This window comes from Streptomyces sp. YPW6, assembly GCF_018866325.1.
In the GTDB taxonomy this organism is placed as follows: Bacteria; Actinomycetota; Actinomycetes; order Streptomycetales; family Streptomycetaceae; genus Streptomyces.
The window spans coordinates 2040063-2058531 of the sequence record NZ_CP076457.1; the positions used below are offsets into that span (position 1 = coordinate 2040063).

The following is an 18469-nucleotide window of genomic DNA, read 5'->3' on the forward strand; positions in this document are numbered from 1 at the left end:
GCTACAGGCACAACGTCACTTGACGATGAACGGAACGACGAAGCCGATCAGGGCCAGGGCCTCGACGACGGCGAAGCCGAGCAGCATGTTCTGGCGGATGAGGCCGGCAGCCTCGGGCTGGCGGGCGATGGCCTGCACACCGTTACCGAAGATGATGCCGATGCCGATACCGGGGCCGATCGCGGCGAGGCCGTAGCCGATGGTGCCGACGTTGCCGTTCACGGCCGCGAGGGTCTCGAAAGCAGCAGACATGTCTGTGGTTCCTTCTCTTGGTGGGTCCGGTGGAAATGGTCTTCGCACCGGGCGTCTGGGGAGCTGAGGGGTGAAGCCGGGGGGCTGTCGGGTCCTCAGTGGGCTTCTTCGAGCGCCTGGGACAGGTACGTGGCGGTCAGCACCGTGAACACGTAGGCCTGAAGGGCCTGGATGAACAACTCGAACACGGTGAGGATCAGCGTCATGATGAACGACGCGCCCGCGTAGAACGTGCCGAGGACGGTGCCGAGCATGTACCAGGTGGCGATCGTGAAGATCAGGATCAGGATGTGGCCCGCGAACATGTTCGCGAAGAGTCGCACCGCCAGCGTGAACGGCCGGACGAACACGTTGGAGATGAACTCCAGCGGCGTCAGCAGCACGTAGATCGGCTTGGGCAGACCGCTCGGGACGCAGAGGTTGCGTACACCGCCGACGAATCCGTTCGACCGGAACGTCACCGTCATGTACGTCACCCAGACCACCAGGGCCAGGCCGACGGGGTAGGCGATGACGGAGCTGACCGGGAACTGGGCGATCGGAATGATGGCCCAGAGGTTCAGCATCCAGACGAAGAAGAACAGCGAGACCAGCAGAGGAACGAAGGGCTCGCCCTTCTTGCCGATGACCTCACGGGCGATGCCGCGGTGGACGAAGTCGTACAGCGCCTCGGCGACCATCTGCAGCTTGCCCGGAACGACCTTGGGCTTCGAGAAACCGGCCCAGAAGAAGGCCAGGATCGCGAACGTGCCGATGATCGCAAGCAGCATGGGCTTGTTGAACTCGACAGGCCCAATGGTGAAGAGCGGCTCGAACATGAACGACCACACGCTGGGGGCGTGGAACCCGCAGTCCTTGAAAAGGTGGCAGTTCGTCTCGAAGGCGAGCGTCTGGGCGTCAGTCACCAAGAGCTCCTTCTGCATGGCGCATGGATGCGGCTACCTCGTTGTGTCGGAGCGGCGGGTGGCCGCAGGTCGGCACCGGACTGGTTCTTACGGTGAGGAGGCGGCGGCCGGGCCCGAAGCCTCGCGATGAATCAAGCGACCGCCCTGTTGCCCGCGCTCGCACTACCGCAACCGAGACCGGACGATAGCAGCACGTCGAACGCGGCTTTATCCCGGCCCTACTCGTCACGATCTCCCCCAGCTCCGCCCGGTCGCTTCCGGGTGTCCGCGTCGGGGTCGACGTAGAGGGTCTTGCTTCGCGCGTGCAGCACGGCCTGCGTGGTGATCCACGTGATCACGGCTGCGACCAGCGAGAGAGCAAAGACCTGAAGATCGAAGAGAGAGGTGTTCCGGATGCTCAGGATGAAGATGAGCAGGAGCACGAGCTGGGCCGAGTAGATCATCAGCCCCATGCCCTGGAACAGGTGGGGCATGGTCTTGCCGACCCAGTTGAGCGCCAGGAGTCCGAGCGCCATGAAGACGATCACGACCACGCAGCCGACTGCGGCACCGATCGCCCCCTCGCCGCCGGCGAGCAGCCCGCCGACGAGCGTGGCGATGGCTCCCACCGCGGCGGTGGGGGTGGCGATGCGCAGCACTTCGCGCATGTCGGACTGCATGGCGGCAGCTCCACTGGTCTTGGGGAGGAATGGGGCGTCGTCATGGACGAGCGTAGGCCCGGTCCGCTAGGCGGATTTCCGGGTCCGAGGACCGTCTCACTAGGGTCCTTCGGCTCCATCACCGGGTCTCGTGAACGGTATCACAAACTATTTGATGAGGTCTTTACCTAGAAAGTGTGCCAACCGTCACACGTGAGGACTAACCCGCGCGCCTGAGCGTGAAGCCGGGCGGGATGTCTGGTAATGCAGCGTTTTGCTCACCCCATCCCCGTCGCCGGCCACCCGCACGAGCGAAGTTCCATGCAGCGCAACGCCCCTGCCAAGCAGAAGGGCCGGTGGTCACGATCGTGACCACCGGCCCATGAGCGCCTAGACCGTCCCCGGCTGCAGCGTCAGCTGTACTGCACCTTCCCGTCAACGCCCTGAGCCCACGAGCGGCCGGCCTGCACCTTGAAGCAGGTCCCCTTCTTGACCGACTTCTTGAAGGTGTAATAGTCGCCCTTCTTCTTCTTGAAGTCGATCCACTCGGTCAGGCCCTTGTGCCCCTTGCACGTGACGAGCCGGAATCCGACGGCGTGGTCCCACCCCTTCTTCGTCACGGTGTACTTCACCTTGCCGGTCTTCCCCTTCTTGAACTTCTGGTCAGACTCCGACTTTCGGTTCGGGTAGAGCGCCACGTGGAACTTCTTGGTCGCCTTGGCCTGGATCGGCTGCTGCGCAGACGACGTCGAGGCCTGAGCGACTCCAGCCCCGAGCAGGCCACTCATGATCGCCGCCGATGCGACTATGCAGGCGAATTTACGCACAGTTCCCCCTCTGAATCATCTTGGACTGCCGCACCCCGGTCACGGGCTCGGCACGCCAAAAGCTATGCGGATGCAACATCCATTGCAATGAGTTTCTCCGCGCATACCCAAGACCCCAGGAAGGGGAATGTCTTATTCCTGGCTTTTCCCTGCCTGTCCGTTCTAGGAATAGGAAACACGGAACCAAAGAGCGCTGATGGCAGACGTGCTCACAGAACACATCACCGAGCGCGATACCACAGGGATCACATACCGGCCAATGTCGCTCTGGCTGCCGCGTGGCACATCGTCCAGCGGCTGCTGTCGACCTTCTGGCCCAAGAGGAAGCGCTGACGCTCACCCACCGCCGTGGCGCCGAAACTTCCGAATCGTCAACGCGAGGAGTCGACGGAACGGCGATCGGAGAAACGCGAACGAGCGCCGATCGCGGTAGCGCCGTTGACGCCGGACACTCCGATCGCCACGGGGGCCCGGTCGGCCGCCTCCTCGCCCATCTGAGCGCCCCCCGCGCCCTGTTGGGCCCCGGAGGCCACGGGCACCGGCCGCTCGGCGCTGGAGGGCGAGGGAGCGGGGGCCTGCCCGGCGGCGCCGTGACGGTAGCGGGGCGGGACGAAGCGGTTGGCCCAGTGCGGAGCACGCGGGGTGAAGCGCGGCATCAGCAGCAGGATCAGCCCGATCGCGCTCGCGCCGACGATGAGGAAGACGATCCACATGGAGGCCGAGTGCACGGAGTAGCCGACCGTGCCGAAGGCGATGAGGGCGGACCAGAAGTACATGATCAGCACCGCCCGGCTGTGCGAGTGCCCGATCTCCAGCAGCCGGTGGTGCAGGTGGCCGCGGTCGGCGGCGAACGGCGACTGCCCGTTCCAGGTGCGCCGGACGATGGCCAGGATCAGGTCGGCGGCCGGGATCGCGATGATCGTCAGCGGCAGCAGCAGCGGGATGAAGACCGGGAACATCGCGTGGGTGGCCCCGCGCTCGCTGCCCTCGAAGAAGATCCGCATGCTGTCCGGGTCGACCTGGCCCGTGATCGAGATCGCGCCCGCCGCCAGCACCAGGCCGATCAGCATCGAGCCCGAGTCGCCCATGAAGATCCGCGCCGGGTGCATGTTGTGCGGCAGGAAGCCGAGGCACATGCCCATCAGGATCGCCGAGAAGAGCGTCGCGGGGGCCGCCGCCTCGATGCCGTAGCCCATCCAGAGCCGGTAGGCGTACAGGAAGAACGCCGCCGAGGCGATGCACACCATGCCCGCCGCGAGGCCGTCCAGACCGTCGACGAAGTTCACCGCGTTGATCGTGATGACGACCAGCGCCACCGTGAGCAGCGTGCCCTGCCACTGGGTGAGGGCGACCGTGCCGACGCCGGGGATCGGCAGCCACAGGATCGTGAGCCCCTGGATGACCATCACGGCGGCGGCGATCATCTGGCCGCCGAGCTTGATCAGGGCGTCGATCTCGAACTTGTCGTCGAGCACGCCGATCAGCCAGATCAGGGCGGCGCCCGAAAGCAACGCCCGTGGCTCGTTGGAGAGTTCGAAGACCCCCTGGAGATTGAACAGGTGGTCGGCGACGATCAGCCCCGCACACAGCCCGCCGAACATGGCGATCCCACCGAGCCGGGGTGTCGGCTCGCGGTGGACGTCACGCGCACGGATCGCGGGCATCGCCCCGATCGCGATGGCGAACTTGCGCACCGGTCCGGTCAGCAGATAGGTCACCGCTGCCGTGACACAGAGCGTCAGCAGGTAATCACGCACGGGCTGCCCCACAGGTTTCGCCGGCCATCTCAGCCCCACACCCTAGTCTCTGTACAAGGACTCAACGGTACGGGTGACGGTTCCACGCGCCTCGCCTACCCCGGATAGGGAGGGTTCCGCTCCGCCAGTGCCCGGACCTCCGCCGCGATCGGGCCGGCCTCGCCCCGCGCCCGTACGGCCGCTCCGAACAGGGCCGCGATCCGGGCCATGTCCCCGTCGTCCATGCCCTGCGTGGTGACGGCGGCGGTGCCGAGCCGGATGCCCCGGGCGTCCCCGTACGGCAGGGCGCAGGTGTCCAGGACCATGCCGGCCGCCGCCAGGCGCTCCCGGGCGGTGCGTCCGTCGACACCGAGCGGGGCCGGGTCCGCGACGACGATATGGGTGTCCGTACCGCCCGTCGTCACCTCGAAGCCCTCCGCCTCCAGGCCGGCGGCGAGCACCCGGGCGTGGGCGACGACCTGGTGGGCGTAGAGGGTGTACGCGGGGGTGGCCGCCTCCCCGAACGCGACCGCCTTCGCCGCCACCGTGTGCATCTGCGCCCCGCCCTGGGTGAACGGGAACACCGCCCGGTCGATCCGCTCGGCCAGCTCGGCGCCGCACAGGATCATGCCGCCGCGCGGCCCCCGCAGGACCTTGTGCGTGGTGGCGCAGACCACGTCGGCGTACGGGAGGGGGTTCGGCGCCGCTCCCCCGGCGATCAGCCCCATCGGGTGGGCGGCGTCCACGATCAGGTACGCCCCGACCTCGTCGGCGATCTCCCGGAACACCGCGTAGTCGGGGTGGCGGGGGTAGGAGATGGAGCCGCAGACGATGGCCTTGGGGCGGCGGGCGCGGGCCAGGGCGCGCAGGCGGGTGTGGTCGATGAGCCCGGTGTCCGGGTCGACCCCGTAGCCGGCGAAGTCGAACCAGCGGCCGGAGAAGTTGCCCGGCGCCCCGTGCGTGAGGTGCCCCCCGAACGGGAGTCCCATCGCGAGGACGGTGTCGCCGGGGCGCAGCAGGGCGGCGTAGGCGGCGAGGACGGCGGCGGAGCCGGAGTGCGGCTGGACGTTGGCGTGCTCGGCGCCGAAGAGGGCGGTGGCCCGGCGTACGGCGATGCGTTCGGCCGCGTCCGCCTGCTCGCAGCCGCCGTGGTGGCGGGCGCCCGGGTAGCCCTCGGCGTACTTGTTGGCGAGCGGGGAGCCGAGGGCGGCCAGGACCGCGGGCGAGGTGAAGTTCTCGGCGGCGATCAGCTGGAGGGCGCCCGCCTGCCGGTCGCGCTCCGCGAGCAGGATCCCGGCGATCTCCGGGTCCTGGCTCAGCAGCGCGCCGAAGTCCTGGGGCAGGGCGGCGGGGCGCTCGGGCGCGGGCGGCGCGGCCGTGGGTGCGGCGGCAGAGGTGACCGGCATGGGACGGCTCCGGACCTGGAGGTGGGTGCGCCGGCGAGGGGTGCCGGTGCCAGCTCCAACGTACGCCGGGGCGGGGCGGCGTGCCCGCTGTCGGAGGGGGCCGTACGCCGGTCGGCGCACCGGCGGTCACGGCGGGCCGTGCGGTCGTCCGACGGGGCCGCGTACGGCCGTGGTCCCGCCGGCGTACGGCGCGGAACGCGCGGGTCGTCCGGGGCGGTGTGCGTACGGTGGCCGGCGCGTGGGCGTACGCCGGTGCGCGGCCGGGTCCGTCAGTGCGGGGCGCGGACGCCGGTGAGCGCGGTGACGACCGGGTCGAGGGCCTGGTTGATCTCGTCGCCGATGGAGCGGAAGAAGGTGATGGGGGCGCCGTAGGGGTCGTGGACCTCGTCCGCATCGGCGGTCGGGGCCAGCAGCCAGCCGCGCAGGGCCGCGGCGGCGCGCACCAGGGCGCGGGCGCGTTCGACGACGCCCTCGTCGCGCGGGTCGGGCAGGGTGGCCGGGTCTATCGCCCGGACCAGCCGGGTGAACTCCTTGAGCGTGAAGGTGCGCAGGCCCGCGGAGTGGCCCATGGAGATGACCTGGGCGCGGTGGTCGCGGGTGGCGGTGAGGACCAGGTCGGCGCGGATGACGTGCTCGTCGAGCAGTTCGCGGCCGACGAAGCCGCTGGCGTCCGCCCCGAAGTCGGCGAGGACCACCTCGGCGTTGGCCTCCATCGGGGCGCCCTCATGGCCCCAGGTGCCCGCGCTCTCCACGATCAGGCCGCCGCTGAGCGGGTCGCCGAGGCGGTCCACCAGGGCATGGCGGGTCAGCCGCTCGGTGATGGGCGAGCGGCAGACGTTGCCGGTGCTGACGTGGAGGATGCGGAAGGTGTCGGTCCGCCCCGCTATGCCACGCCCCTCGGGGGCGGTCAATTGGCCACCTCGAGGTCGGGGACCACCGTGCGCAGTTCCTCCGCGGAGAGGGCGCCGGCGCGCAGCAGGACCGGGGTGGGGCCGGTGACGTCGACGATGGACGACGGCACGATGCCGGGCGTCGGGCCGCCGTCGAGGTAGACGGAGACGGAGTCGCCCAGCATGCCCTGGGCGGCGTCGCAGTCCTCGGGCGAGGGGTGTCCGGTGAGGTTGGCGCTGGACACGGCCATCGGGCCGACCTCGGTCAGCAGCTCGATGGCGACCGGGTGCAGCGGCATCCGGATGGCGACGGTGCCCCGGGTGTCGCCGAGGTCCCACTGGAGCGAGGGCTGGTGCCGGGCGACGAGGGTGAGGGCGCCGGGCCAGAACGCGTCGACGAGCTCCCAGGCCTCCTCGGAGAAGTCGGTGACCAGGCCGTGGAGGGTGTTCGGGGAGCCGATGAGGACGGGGGTGGGCATGTTGCGGCCGCGGCCCTTGGCGTCCAGCAGGTCCGCGACGGCCTCCGCGGTGAAGGCGTCCGCACCGATCCCGTACACGGTGTCGGTGGGCAGCACGACCAGTTCGCCCCGGCGGACGGCCGATGCGGCCTCGCGCAGGCCCGTGGTCCGGTCGGTGGCGTCGTTGCAGTCGTATCGCCGAGCCATCAGCCGGCCTCCTCGGACAGGTGCGGGTAGGGGTGGTGGTGCCGGGGGCCGGTCACGGCATGGCCTTGCGGGCGGTGGCGAACCGGGGGCGCTTGTTGAGGTCGGGGTGGTCGGCCGCGTCGGCCCAGCCCCGCTCCTCGGTGAAGATCCAGGGGACCTGGCCGCCCTGGGTGTCGGCGTGCTCGATGACGACGAGGCCACCGGGGCGCAGCAGGCGGTGGGCGGTGCGTTCGATGCCGCGGATGGTGTCGAGACCGTCCTCGCCGGAGAACAGGGCCATCTCCGGGTCGTGGTCGCGGGCCTCGGGGGCGACGTACTCCCATTCGGTGAGCGGGATGTACGGCGGGTTGGAGATCACCAGGTCGACCTGGCCGTCGAGCTCGGGAAGGGCGCTCAGGGCGTCTCCCTTGTGGACGGTGACCCTGGATCCCTCGGCGTTCTTCCGGGTCCACCTCAGGGCGTCCTCGGAGAGCTCCACGGCGTGGACGCGGGAGCGGGGGACCTCCTGGGCCATGGCGAGCGCGATGGCGCCCGACCCGGTGCACAGGTCGACGACCACGGGCTCGACGACGTCCATCGCGCGGACGGCGTCTATGGCCCAGCCGACGACCGACTCGGTCTCCGGGCGGGGCACGAAGACGCCGGGCCCGACCTGGAGCTCCAGGTAGCGGAAGAAGGCGCGGCCGGTGATGTGCTGGAGGGGCTCGCGGGCCTCACGGCGGGCGACGGCCTCCCAGTAGCGGGCGTCGAAGTCGCCGTCGGGGACGGTGTGGAGCGCGCCCCGCTTCACCCCGTGGACGAAGGCCGCGAGTTCCTCGGCGTCGAATCGCGGTGAGGGGACACCGGCGTCGGCCAGCCGCTGGGTGGCCTGGGCCACCTCGGCGAGCAGCAGGTTCATCGCGGTTCTCCGTACGGGGTGTGCGGGGCGGGCGGATCGCTTTACGCGTTGGCGAGCTTGGCGGCGGAGTCGGCGTCGACGCACGCCTGGATCACCGCGTCCAGGTCACCGTCGAGCACCTGGTCCAAGTTGTACGCCTTGAAGCCGACGCGGTGGTCCGAGATGCGGTTTTCCGGGAAGTTGTACGTCCGGATCTTCTCGGAGCGGTCGACGGTGCGGACCTGGCTGCGGCGGACGTCGGAGGCTTCCTGCTCGGCGGCCTCCTGGGCGGCGGCGAGCAGCCGGGACCGCAGGATGCGCATGGCCTGCTCCTTGTTCTGGAGCTGGCTCTTCTCGTTCTGGCAGGAGGCGACGACGCCGGTCGGCAGGTGCGTGATGCGGACGGCGGAGTCGGTCGTGTTGACGGACTGGCCGCCGGGTCCGGAGGAGCGGTAGACGTCGATGCGCAGGTCGTTGGCGTGGATCTCGACGTCGACCTCCTCGGCCTCGGGGGTGACGAGCACGCCCGCGGCCGAGGTGTGGATGCGGCCCTGGGACTCGGTGGAGGGCACGCGCTGCACCCGGTGCACACCGCCCTCGTACTTCATCCGGGCCCAGACGCCCTGGCCGGGCTCGGTGGCGCCGTTGCCGCCCTTGGTCTTGACGGCGACCTGGACGTCCTTGTAGCCGCCGAGTTCGGACTCGGTGGAGTCGATGATCTCGGTCTTCCAGCCGACGCGCTCGGCGTAGCGCAGGTACATGCGCAGCAGGTCGCCCGCGAACAGGGCGGACTCGTCGCCGCCGGCGCCCGCCTTGATCTCCAGGAGCACGTCCTTGTCGTCGCTGGGGTCGCGCGGGACGAGGAGGAGGCGGAGCCTCTCGGTGATCTCCTCGCGCTGCTTCTCCAGCTCCTTGACCTCGGCGGCGAAGTCGGGGTCGTCCGCGGCGAACTCGCGGGCGGTCTCGATGTCGTCGCCGGTCTGCTTCCAGGTCCGGTACGTGGAGACGATCGGGGTCAGCTCCGCGTAGCGCTTGTTCAGCTTGCGCGCGTTCGCCTGGTCGGCGTGGACCGACGGGTCGGCGAGCTTCTTCTCGAGATCGGTGTGCTCACCGATCAGTTCCTCGACCGCCTCGAACATGCGGGGGCTCCTGGTTGCTCTGAGATCTGCGGGCCTGCTGGAGGGCGTACGGCCCGGTGGGGTGTCCGGCGGTCCTCCTCCCGGACACCCGACCGGAAAAAACGCCGGTTCCGACGCCCCCGGGAAGAGGGCGCCAGGAACCGGCGCAGTGGCTCGCTACTTGCTGGCGGAGCCGGCAGCCTTGCCGAAGCGGGCCTCGAAGCGGGCCACGCGGCCGCCGGTGTCGAGGATCTTCTGCTTGCCCGTGTAGAACGGGTGGCACTCGGAGCAGACGTCGGCACGGATGCTGCCGCCGTCGATGGTGCTCCGGGTGGTGAACGAGGCACCGCAGGTGCAGCTGACCTGCGTCTCGACGTACTCGGGGTGGATGTCGCGCTTCAAGGTGTCTCCTAGTTTCGGGAGGGCGCCGGGTCGTCCGCGCGGATTGCGCGGCCGTGAACCGGGGCCGACGTACCAGTCTGCCAGGACCGGCCGTATCTCCCAAAACCGGGGGCGGGGCGCGGGTATTCCCACGGCCCGGCCGTGTACCTGGGGTGACCGGAGGGCTACTCGACGAGCGTGCCGGCGTCGCCCTTGTCACCGGCCGACTTCTCGGTGGCGGAGGCGGGGACCGGCCGGTCGTTCCTGAGCGCGGCCCAGACCTGCCGGCCCGCCTCCTCCTGCGGGAGGACCCGGTTCGGGTCGGCCGGGTCGTACTCCACGGGCAGGGTCACCATGTGGACGTCGTCGGCGCCGAGCCCCTTGAGTCCGCCGGCGAAGCCGGTGAGCTTCTTGACGGAGCCGAGTCCGGAGTCGGTGGTGACGGCCTTGGTGGCGGCGTCCGCGAGACCGTAGAGCTTCTTGGGGTTGGAGAACACCCCGACGCTCCTGGTCTGCTCGATGAGCGCCTTGATGAACGCCTGCTGGAGCTGGATGCGTCCCAGGTCGCTGCCGTCGCCCACGCTCTTGCGGGTGCGGACGAGGCCCAGGGACTCCTCGCCGTTCAGGGTGTGGGTGCCGGGCTCCAGATCGAGGTGGCTCTTGGAGTCGTCGATCGCGGTCTTCGTGGTGATCTCGACGCCGCCGAGCTCGTCGATGAGCTTCTTGAAGCCCGTGAAGTCGACTTCCAGGTAGTGGTCCATGCGGATGCCGGACATCGACTCGACGGTCTTGACCGCGCAGGCGGGCCCGCCGACCTCGTAGGCGGTGTTGAACATGGCCCGGTGCTCGGCGGGGACCCGGTCGCCGGTGGTGTCGCTCTCGCAGGCGGGGCGGTCGATCAGGGTGTCGCGCGGTATCGAGACGACGCTCGCCGAGTGGTGGCCCTTGTCGACGTGGACGACCATCGCCGTGTCGGAGCGGGCCGCGCCCTCGTCCCGGCCGTACGCGCCGTTGTCGCCGGAGCGCGAGTCGGAGCCCAGCACCAGGATGTCCTGCGAGCCGTCGTCGACGTCGTCGGGGCGGTCGGTGCCGAGTTTGGCGTCGATGTCGATGCTGGAGAGGTTCCCGTCGAGCGCCAGGTAGGCGTAGCCGAGCCCGGCCCCGCCGACGACCACGACCCCCGCCACCGTCCAGGCCGCGACGACCTTCGCGCGGTGCCGGCGATCCGGCTTCCTCCGTCGGCTGCCGGTGCCGCGTATGCGGCCCGCGCCCCTGCTCTGCTCGCTCACGCGTCTCCCTCGTCACTCCTGTGCGCCCGTGTGCCCCCTGCCGTGGTGTTCCACGCGCGGTCGGCCTCATGTGCTGGGACGGCCGAAGCACCAGAAAGAGTTGCATACGCGCCTGTGGCCCCCGTCGGATGACGGGGGCCACAGGTCTGACGGGCGTACGAGCCGTGAGGCGGCGTTCACCTGGGGTTTCGTGCCCGGTACAGCCGGGTCGCGGACGGGGCCGGAGACGGGACCGGTGTGGCCAAGGTCTCGGGCCCGGCGCGGGTCAGCCGAAGAGGTTGTAGTTGTTCGCTCCGGTGCCCAGCAGCTTGCGGGAGCTGAAGATGCCGCTGTCGGACCTGCCGGTGCCAGTACAGGTTGCCGTCCTTGCCGCGCACCAGCAGGTCCTGGTTGTCGTCGCGGTTCAGGTCCGTCTGGAGCAGCACGTCGATGCCGCCCCAGTCGGGGCTGTACGTGGACTTCGACATGGCGGTGCCGGTCGACTCGAACTGGTACATCGTGTTGTTGGACGCCCTGCGGGCCATCAGGTCGGCGCGGTGGTCCCAGGTCATGTTGGTGTCGTAGGCGCGCGCGTTGATGTCCGGCACGTACGTGGTCACCTTCACGAAGACGCTGTACGCGCCCTCGCCGACGCAGTCCTCGATGCCCCAGGAGACGATGCCGACGAGCCTGCCACCGATGACCAGCGGGCCACCCGAGTCGCCGTTGCACGCCCCGAGGGTCTCCGCGTCGCTCGCGCCGGTCCTGCCCGCGCAGACCATGTGACCCGCGACGAAGTAACTGCCGTACGAGTTACGGCAGTCCGTGTCCGGGACGATCGGGAGGGTCGCGGAGCGCAGGGTGATGGAGATGGCGTCGTCGGTGGAGCTGGTGCGGCCCCAGCCGTAGACCTTGGCCTGGGTGCCCGCGGCGTAGAGGCCGGTGTCCGTCTTGGCCGCGACCGGAAGGGACTTGGCCGTGACCGGCTCGAAGAGGGTGAAGCCGGCGACGTCGTTGTCGGCCGCGCCCTGCACGTCCTTGTAGAGCGGGCTGTTCCACTGCCGGTAGGGCCAGGAGACGGTACCGCTGCTGTTCGGCTCGGTGGAGGTGCTGCCGGTGACGACCGCGCCGTTGGTGTTCCAGTCGTAGCCCTTGACGCAGTGTGCGGCGGTGGCGATCTTCGTGGGCGCGATGACGACGCCGCCGCAGAAAAAGTACGTCAGGGAGAACGGAAGGGGAAGGTGCGGGGAGGAAAAGCAGGAAGAGAAGGGAACCACGCGCACGGAAAAGGGCTCCGCCCCCGCGCCGAAGCGCGGGGGCGGAGCCCGGAGAGCCGGCGGGCCCGGCGTGCGACCGGTCAGTCGTTGCCGTTGCCGGAGCCCGGCGTCGTCTTCTGGATCTGGAGCAGGAACTCCGCGTTGGACTGGGTCTTCTTCATCCGGTCCAGGAGGAGTTCGATCGCCTGCTGCTGGTCGAGCGCGTGCAGCACCCGGCGCAGCTTCCAGACGACCGCCAGCTCGTCGGTGCCGAGCAGGATCTCCTCCTTGCGGGTGGAGGACGCGTCGACGTCCACCGCCGGGAAGATGCGCTTGTCCGAGAGCTTCCGGTCGAGCTTGAGCTCCATGTTGCCGGTGCCCTTGAACTCCTCGAAGATCACCTCGTCCATGCGCGAGCCGGTCTCGACGAGCGCGGTGGCCAGGATGGTCAGCGAGCCGCCGTCCTCGATGTTGCGCGCGGCGCCGAAGAAGCGCTTCGGGGGGTAGAGCGCGGTCGAGTCGACACCACCGGAGAGGATGCGGCCGGAGGCCGGTGCCGCGAGGTTGTACGCGCGGCCCAGTCGGGTGATCGAGTCGAGCAGGACGACCACGTCGTGACCCAGCTCGACGAGGCGCTTGGCGCGCTCGATGGCCAGCTCGGCGACGGTGGTGTGGTCCTCGGCGGGGCGGTCGAAGGTCGAGGAGATGACCTCGCCCTTCACCGACCGCTGCATGTCGGTGACCTCTTCCGGACGCTCGTCGACCAGGACGACCATCAGGTGGCACTCGGGGCTGTTGACCGTGATCGCGTTGGCGATCGACTGCAGGATCATGGTCTTGCCGGTCTTCGGCGGGGCCACGATCAGCCCGCGCTGGCCCTTGCCGATCGGGGCCACCAGGTCGATGATCCGCGTCGTCAGGATGTTGGAGTCGGTCTCCAGGCGGAGCCGGTCCTGCGGGTAGAGCGGGGTCAGCTTCTGGAACTCGGGGCGGCCCCGGCCGGACTCCGGCGCCATGCCGTTGACCGAGTCCAGACGGACCAGCGCGTTGAACTTCTCGCGCCGCTCGCCGTCCTTGGGCTGGCGCACCGCACCGGTGACGTGGTCACCCTTGCGCAGGCCGTTCTTGCGGACCTGGGCGAGCGACACGTACACGTCGTTCGGACCCGGCAGGTAGCCGGAGGTCCGGATGAACGCGTAGTTGTCGAGGATGTCCAGGATACCCGCGACGGGGATCAGGACGTCGTCCTCGGCGACCTGCACGTCCCCGGCGAAGTCGTCGCGTCCGCGACGGCCGCGGCGGTCGCGGTAGCGGCCGCGACGGCCGCGACGGCCGCCCGACTCGTCGTCGAAGTCGTCCTGCGGGCCGTTGCCCTGGCCGCCCTGGCGCTGCTGGCGCTGCCCGCCGCCCTGCTGGCCCTGGTCGTCGCCCTTGTTGCGGCGGTCGCGCTGGCGCTCACGGCGGCCCTCGCGGTCACCGCGGCCCTGGCGGTCGCCGCGGCGGCCCTCGGACGTGTCGGCGGCGTTCTCGGCGCGGGCGTCGCCCTTGGGCTCGGGCCGCTCCTCGGTCTTCTGCTCGCCTTGGGGCTCCGCCTTGGCCTTGGCCTCGGTCTTCGCCTCGGCCTTGGTGTCGGGGCTGCCCGCCTGCGCGGTGGCACGGCGGCGACGACGCTCGCCCGCAGGCTGGTCGTCGCTGGCCGGCTGGCCGGGGATGTCGATCTGCTGCTGGGCGGCCGTGTCCTTCTCGGCGGCGGCAGCGGCGCCCTCGTCCCCGGTGCGCGCCTTCGAGGTCGCGCGGCGCTTGGGCTTGCTCTCCGCCTCGGCGGGGGCCTCTGCGGCCTTGGGGGAGGCCTTGGGGGCGGCGGATCCGCCGCCCGCCTGCGCCTCCTTGATGACCTCGATCAGCTGGCTCTTGCGCATCCGCGCGGTGCCCCTGATGCCGAGGCCCGACGCGACCTGCTGCAGCTCGGCCAGGACCATGCCCTCGAGGCCGGTGCCGGAGCGGCGGCGCCGTGCGGTGGTGCCAGTGGCAGCACCTTCGGCGGGCGCGGCGCTGTCGACGTTCTTGTCGGCAGTCACGCCCATCAGATCGGTGGTGTCGCTCACGAAGGGTCCTTCCCTGGAGCGGACGTCGGCCTTCTGGCTCGGCGACCGGTTGTGCTGTCCGACTACGGTCTGTTGATCTTGCTGGATCGCGGACCTTGCCGGGGCGGTGGTCCGCCGGGTACGGCGGAGAGATGAACGTGCGGGGTCCGGCGCGAGATCCCCCTGCTCGGCCCACTCCTGGACGAGCGAGGGGTGTCGTGCCGGTTCCGGAGCGTGCTCGAAACTGCTCAGGCAGGCTGCTCAGGCAGTTGGGGAGGCTCCCGGAAGAATGGTGGTCCCGGAGGGGGACACGAAGCAACGCGCCTCAACGACGTCGATTGCAGACTTGAGGTTAACACTACCGGCTCCAACAAACATTCCCCCTCTCGCTCACCGGTAATCACATGCGGTTACGCGGCCAGCGGCAGCACACTCGCGCCCGCGGCGTCGAGGGCCAGCCGGTTCGCCGCCCACCCCTCCCCCGCCAGTCGGGCGACCTTGTCGGCCGAACCCTCCTCCGTCAGGGCCAGGACCGTGGGTCCGGCGCCGGAGATGACCGCGGGCACTCCGTCGGCGCGCAGGCGGTTCACCAGCTCGACGCTCTCCGGCATGGCCGGGCCCCGGTACTCCTGGTGGATCCGGTCCTCGGTGGCGGCGAGCAGCAGCTCGGGGCGGCGGGTCAGGGCCTCGACGAGCAGGGCCGCCCGGCCGGCGTTGAGGGCCGCGTCGACGTGCGGGACGGTGCGCGGGAGCAGGCCGCGCGCCGTCTCGGTGAGCACCGGCCGCCCGGGCACGAAGACGACGGGCACGACGGAGCCGGCGGGGTCCATCCGGATCGCCCGCGCCGCGCCGGCGTCCGTCCACGCGAGGGTGAATCCGCCGAGCAGACAGGCCGCGACGTTGTCGGGGTGCCCCTCGATCTCGGTCGCCAGCTCCAGCAGGGCCGCGTCGTCGAGGCGGGCGTCGCCGCCGGTCGTCACGGCGCGGGCGGCGACGATTCCGGCGCAGATGGCGGCGGAGGAGGAGCCGAGGCCGCGGCCGTGCGGGATGCGGTTGGCGCAGACGATCTCCAGCCCGCGGGGCTGGCCGCCGAGCAGGTCGAACGCGGTGCGCATCGAGCGCACGAGCAGGTGGCTCTCGTCGCGGGGCAGGGTTTCGCCGCCCTCGCCCGCGATGTCGATGTGCAGCCCGGAGTCGGCGACCCGGACGACGACGTCGTCGTACAGCCCCAGCGAGAGGCCGAGGGCGTCGAAACCCGGCCCCAGGTTGGCGCTGGTGGCGGGGACGCGCACCCGGACGGCGGCGGCTCGGAACGCGGGACCGGCCATCGGTCGGACCACTCCTTGTAAGGCGGCGGGGATGCAGTGCGGTGGATCTGCGGCGGCGGGGGCTGCGGGGACGGGGGCGCTACACGGTGCGCACCGGGGTGTACAGGGGATCCGGTGGCCCGTCCCGCGTTCGTCCACGACGGCTGCCGTACCGCAGCGGACCGTCGGGCGGGTGTCGGGCGGATGGGGTACAGCTTATCGAAGGAAGGTTCTGTCGCGACATAGGGCGCACAGGAGGCGCACGATGCGTGTCGCCCGCCGCCTATGCGCTCTCAGCCCCGGAAAGAGGGCGGTTGAGCTGGGTTGTCCTGGTTGACCCGGCCGGCGTCGGCCGGGCGGCGGGCGGCCGTTTTGCGGCCGGCGGACCCGGGCCGCGACGGCCGCCGCGGCCCGTCCGGCACCGGCTCAGACGAGTCCGAGCCGCTCGGCCGCGGTGGCCGCGTCGACCGGGACCGTGACCGGCTGCGGTGCGCCCGCGACGGCCCAGTCGGGGTCCTTGAGGCCGTTGCCGGTGACCGTGCAGACGATCTTCTGGCCGGGGTCGACCTTGCCCTCCTCGGCGGCCTTGAGCAGACCGGCGACGGACGCGGCCGACGCGGGCTCCACGAAGACCCCCTCCTGGGAGGCCAACAGCCGGTACGCGGAGAGGATCTGCCGGTCCGTCACCTCGTCGATGAAGCCTCCCGACTCGTCCCGCGCGGCGAGCGCGTAGTTCCAGGAGGCCGGGTTCCCGATGCGGATCGCGGTGGCGATGGTGGACGGGTCCTTGACGACCTCGCCGCGCACGATGGGCGCGGAACCGGACGCCTGGAAGCCCCACATGCGCGGGGAGCGGCTGGACACGCCGTCACCGGCGTACTCGGTGTACCCCTTCCAGTACGCGGTGATGTTGCCCGCGTTGCCGACCGGCAGGACGTGGAGGTCGGGGGCGTCGCCGAGCGCGTCGACGATCTCGAACGCGGCGGTCTTCTGGCCCTCGATCCGGACCGGGTTGACCGAATTGACCAGCGCCACCGGGTAGTTGTCCGAGAGCCCGCGGGCCAGGGTCAGGCAGTCGTCGAAGTTGCCGTCGACCTGGAGGATCTTCGCGCCGTGGACGAGGGCCTGGCCCATCTTGCCGAGCGCGATCTTGCCCTGCGGTACGAGGACGGCGCAGACCATGCCCGCGCGCACCGCGTACGCCGCGGCGGACGCGGAGGTGTTGCCGGTGGAGGCGCAGATGACGGCCTGCGCGCCCTCCTCCTTGGCCCGGGTGATGGCCATGGTCATGCCGCGGTCCTTGAAGGAACCGGTGGGGTTGGCGCCCTCGACCTTGAGGTGCACCTCGCAGCCCGTGCGCTCGGAGAGGACCTGCGCCGGTACGAGCGGCGTGCCGCCCTCACGAAGTGTGACGACCGGCGTCGTCGCCGTGACCGGAAGCCGGTCCCGGTACTCCTCGATGATGCCGCGCCACTGGTGGGTGCCCTTGCTGGTCATGGGTCCTTACTCCCCTTCAACACGCATGATGCTGGCGACACCGCGCACGGTGTCGAGCTTGCGCAGCGCTTCGACGGTCCCGGAGAGGGCGGCGTCGAGCGCGCGGTGGGTGACGACGACGAGCGATGCCTCGCCGTCCGAGTCCGGCCTGCCCTGCTGGCGGACCGTGTCGATCGATACGCCCTGCTCGGCGAAGACCGTCGCGACCTGGGCGAGGACGCCCGGCTTGTCGGCCACGTCGAGGCTGATGTGGTAGCGCGTGACGACCTCGCCCATGGGGCTGACCGGCAGGCGCGTATAGGCGGACTCACCGGGTCCGGTGGCCTCGCCCAGTTTGTTGCGGCAGACCGCGACGAGGTCGCCGAGGACGGCCGATGCGGTCGGGGAACCACCGGCGCCGGGCCCGTAGAACATGAGCTGCCCGGCGGCGTCGGCCTCGACGAACACCGCGTTGTACGCCTCACGGACGGAGGCCAGGGGGTGGCTGAGCGGGATCATCGCGGGGTGGACGCGGGCGGTGACGGAGGCCCCGTCGGCGGCGCGCTCGCAGATGGCCAGCAGCTTCACCGTGCAGCCCATGCGGCGGGCGGAGGCGATGTCGGCGGCGGTGACCTCGGTGATGCCCTCGCGGTGCACGTCGCCGATCTTCACGCGGGTGTGGAAGGCGATCCCGGCGAGGATCGCGGCCTTCGCGGCGGCGTCGAAGCCCTCGACGTCGGCGGTCGGGTCGGCCTCGGCGTACCCCAGGGCGGTGGCCTCGTCGAGCGCCTCGGAGTAGCCGGCGCCGCTGGTGTCCATCTTGTCGAGGATGAAGTTGGTGGTGCCGTTGACGATGCCGAGCACCCGGTTGACCTTGTCGCCCGCGAGCGACTCGCGCAGCGGCCGCACCAGCGGGATGGCCCCGGCGACGGCGGCCTCGTAGTACAGGTCGCGGCCGTACTTCTCGGCGGCGGCGTGCAGGGCGGCGCCGTCCTCGGCGAGCAGCGCCTTGTTCGCGGAGACGACGCTCGCGCCGTTCTCGAAGGCGGTGGTGATGAGCGTACGGGCCGGCTCGATGCCCCCGATGACCTCGACGACGACGTCGATGTCGCCGCGCCGCACGAGCGCGGTCGCGTCGGTGGTGATGAGTGCGGGGTCGATGCCCTCACGCACCTTCGAGGGGCGGCGGACGGCCACACCGGCGAGCTCGACGGGCGCGCCGATGCGTGCCGCGAGGTCGTCGGCGTGCGTCGTCATGATGCGCGCCACCTCTGAGCCGACCACACCACAGCCCAGCAGCGCCACCTTCAGCGGACGCGTACGCATCATCCGACCTCGTTTCTCATACCTGGACCCTCCGGAGATCGGGGGGCTGCGTCGCCC

At 70.6% G+C, this 18469-nt stretch carries 17 protein-coding genes; all 17 read right to left on the bottom strand.

Translation table 11 applies throughout. The features are described from left to right. Positions 1-15 precede the first annotated feature (15 nt). The 17 genes from atpE to KME66_RS08870 all read right to left on the bottom strand — a co-directional run bounded on the left by atpE (position 16) and on the right by KME66_RS08870 (position 18412). A complete protein-coding gene (gene atpE / locus KME66_RS08790; protein WP_003966254.1) occupies positions 16-252 on the bottom strand; it encodes an ATP synthase F0 subunit C in 237 nt (78 codons plus the stop codon). 95 nt (positions 253-347) lie between these two features. Beyond that, positions 348-1175 (bottom strand): F0F1 ATP synthase subunit A, encoded by an 828-nt coding sequence (atpB, locus tag KME66_RS08795; protein WP_216320770.1) that lies wholly within the window; start codon positions 1173-1175, stop codon positions 348-350. Between the two features lie 200 nt (positions 1176-1375). After that, positions 1376-1816, bottom strand: coding sequence for a hypothetical protein (locus tag KME66_RS08800; RefSeq protein ID WP_032778978.1), 441 nt, complete (start codon positions 1814-1816; stop codon positions 1376-1378). Between the two features lie 392 nt (positions 1817-2208). Beyond that, positions 2209-2583 carry a hypothetical protein gene (locus tag KME66_RS08805; RefSeq protein ID WP_216320773.1) on the bottom strand — a complete coding sequence of 125 codons (375 nt, stop codon included), beginning with the start codon at positions 2581-2583 and terminating at the stop codon, positions 2209-2211. 410 nt (positions 2584-2993) lie between these two features. Then, on the bottom strand, positions 2994-4391 hold the full coding sequence (locus KME66_RS08810) for an MraY family glycosyltransferase (protein ID WP_216320776.1): 1398 nt from the start codon (positions 4389-4391) through the stop codon (positions 2994-2996). Positions 4392-4474: 83 nt separating this feature from the next. Continuing rightward, positions 4475-5764, bottom strand: a complete 1290-nt coding sequence (gene glyA / locus KME66_RS08815; protein WP_073214477.1) for a serine hydroxymethyltransferase — start codon at positions 5762-5764, stop codon at positions 4475-4477. 269 nt (positions 5765-6033) lie between these two features. Beyond that, positions 6034-6675, bottom strand: coding sequence for a protein-tyrosine-phosphatase (locus KME66_RS08820; RefSeq protein WP_073214480.1), 642 nt, complete (start codon positions 6673-6675; stop codon positions 6034-6036). Beyond that, positions 6672-7319, bottom strand: a complete 648-nt coding sequence (locus KME66_RS08825; RefSeq protein WP_073214481.1) for an L-threonylcarbamoyladenylate synthase — start codon at positions 7317-7319, stop codon at positions 6672-6674. The genes KME66_RS08820 and KME66_RS08825 overlap by 4 nt, the downstream gene beginning before the upstream one ends. Before the next feature lie 52 nt (positions 7320-7371). Next, positions 7372-8217, bottom strand: a complete 846-nt coding sequence (prmC, locus tag KME66_RS08830) for a peptide chain release factor N(5)-glutamine methyltransferase (RefSeq protein WP_073214484.1) — start codon at positions 8215-8217, stop codon at positions 7372-7374. A gap of 41 nt (positions 8218-8258) precedes the next feature. After that, entirely contained in the window at positions 8259-9335 is a 1077-nt protein-coding gene (prfA, locus tag KME66_RS08835) for a peptide chain release factor 1 (protein WP_073214488.1), read from the bottom strand. A 156-nt stretch (positions 9336-9491) separates the two neighbouring features. Then, positions 9492-9716 carry a 50S ribosomal protein L31 gene (rpmE, locus tag KME66_RS08840; RefSeq protein WP_073214489.1) on the bottom strand — a complete coding sequence of 75 codons (225 nt, stop codon included), beginning with the start codon at positions 9714-9716 and terminating at the stop codon, positions 9492-9494. Positions 9717-9880: 164 nt separating this feature from the next. Beyond that, positions 9881-10984 (bottom strand): LCP family protein, encoded by a 1104-nt coding sequence (locus KME66_RS08845; RefSeq protein ID WP_073214491.1) that lies wholly within the window; start codon positions 10982-10984, stop codon positions 9881-9883. Between the two features lie 176 nt (positions 10985-11160). Beyond that, positions 11161-12246 carry a trypsin-like serine protease gene (locus KME66_RS08850; protein WP_253208264.1) on the bottom strand — a complete coding sequence of 362 codons (1086 nt, stop codon included), beginning with the start codon at positions 12244-12246 and terminating at the stop codon, positions 11161-11163. A gap of 74 nt (positions 12247-12320) precedes the next feature. Next, positions 12321-14324 carry a transcription termination factor Rho gene (gene rho / locus KME66_RS08855; RefSeq protein ID WP_073214493.1) on the bottom strand — a complete coding sequence of 668 codons (2004 nt, stop codon included), beginning with the start codon at positions 14322-14324 and terminating at the stop codon, positions 12321-12323. Between the two features lie 389 nt (positions 14325-14713). Then, positions 14714-15631: a homoserine kinase gene (gene thrB / locus KME66_RS08860; protein WP_073214496.1), complete on the bottom strand. Its 918-nt coding sequence runs from the start codon at positions 15629-15631 to the stop codon at positions 14714-14716. 405 nt (positions 15632-16036) lie between these two features. Beyond that, positions 16037-17107 carry a threonine synthase gene (gene thrC, locus KME66_RS08865; protein WP_073214499.1) on the bottom strand — a complete coding sequence of 357 codons (1071 nt, stop codon included), beginning with the start codon at positions 17105-17107 and terminating at the stop codon, positions 16037-16039. A 6-nt stretch (positions 17108-17113) separates the two neighbouring features. Next, entirely contained in the window at positions 17114-18412 is a 1299-nt protein-coding gene (locus KME66_RS08870; protein WP_073215550.1) for a homoserine dehydrogenase, read from the bottom strand. Positions 18413-18469 lie beyond the last annotated feature (57 nt).

What these genes read in the sequence shown, in the direction of transcription:
- prfA (WP_073214488.1), bottom strand. Translation starts at nt 9,335, where the DNA reads ATGTTCGAGGCGGTCGAGGAACTGATCGGTGAGCACACCGATCTCGAG.
- KME66_RS08870 (WP_073215550.1), bottom strand. Translation starts at nt 18,412, where the DNA reads ATGCGTACGCGTCCGCTGAAGGTGGCGCTGCTGGGCTGTGGTGTGGTC.
- KME66_RS08800 (WP_032778978.1), bottom strand. Translation starts at nt 1,816, where the DNA reads ATGCAGTCCGACATGCGCGAAGTGCTGCGCATCGCCACCCCCACCGCC.
- prmC (WP_073214484.1), bottom strand. Translation starts at nt 8,217, where the DNA reads ATGAACCTGCTGCTCGCCGAGGTGGCCCAGGCCACCCAGCGGCTGGCC.
- glyA (WP_073214477.1), bottom strand. Translation starts at nt 5,764, where the DNA reads ATGCCGGTCACCTCTGCCGCCGCACCCACGGCCGCGCCGCCCGCGCCC.
- thrB (WP_073214496.1), bottom strand. Translation starts at nt 15,631, where the DNA reads ATGGCCGGTCCCGCGTTCCGAGCCGCCGCCGTCCGGGTGCGCGTCCCC.
- thrC (WP_073214499.1), bottom strand. Translation starts at nt 17,107, where the DNA reads ATGACCAGCAAGGGCACCCACCAGTGGCGCGGCATCATCGAGGAGTAC.
- KME66_RS08805 (WP_216320773.1), bottom strand. Translation starts at nt 2,583, where the DNA reads ATGAGTGGCCTGCTCGGGGCTGGAGTCGCTCAGGCCTCGACGTCGTCT.
- atpE (WP_003966254.1), bottom strand. Translation starts at nt 252, where the DNA reads ATGTCTGCTGCTTTCGAGACCCTCGCGGCCGTGAACGGCAACGTCGGC.
- atpB (WP_216320770.1), bottom strand. Translation starts at nt 1,175, where the DNA reads ATGCAGAAGGAGCTCTTGGTGACTGACGCCCAGACGCTCGCCTTCGAG.
- KME66_RS08825 (WP_073214481.1), bottom strand. Translation starts at nt 7,319, where the DNA reads ATGGCTCGGCGATACGACTGCAACGACGCCACCGACCGGACCACGGGC.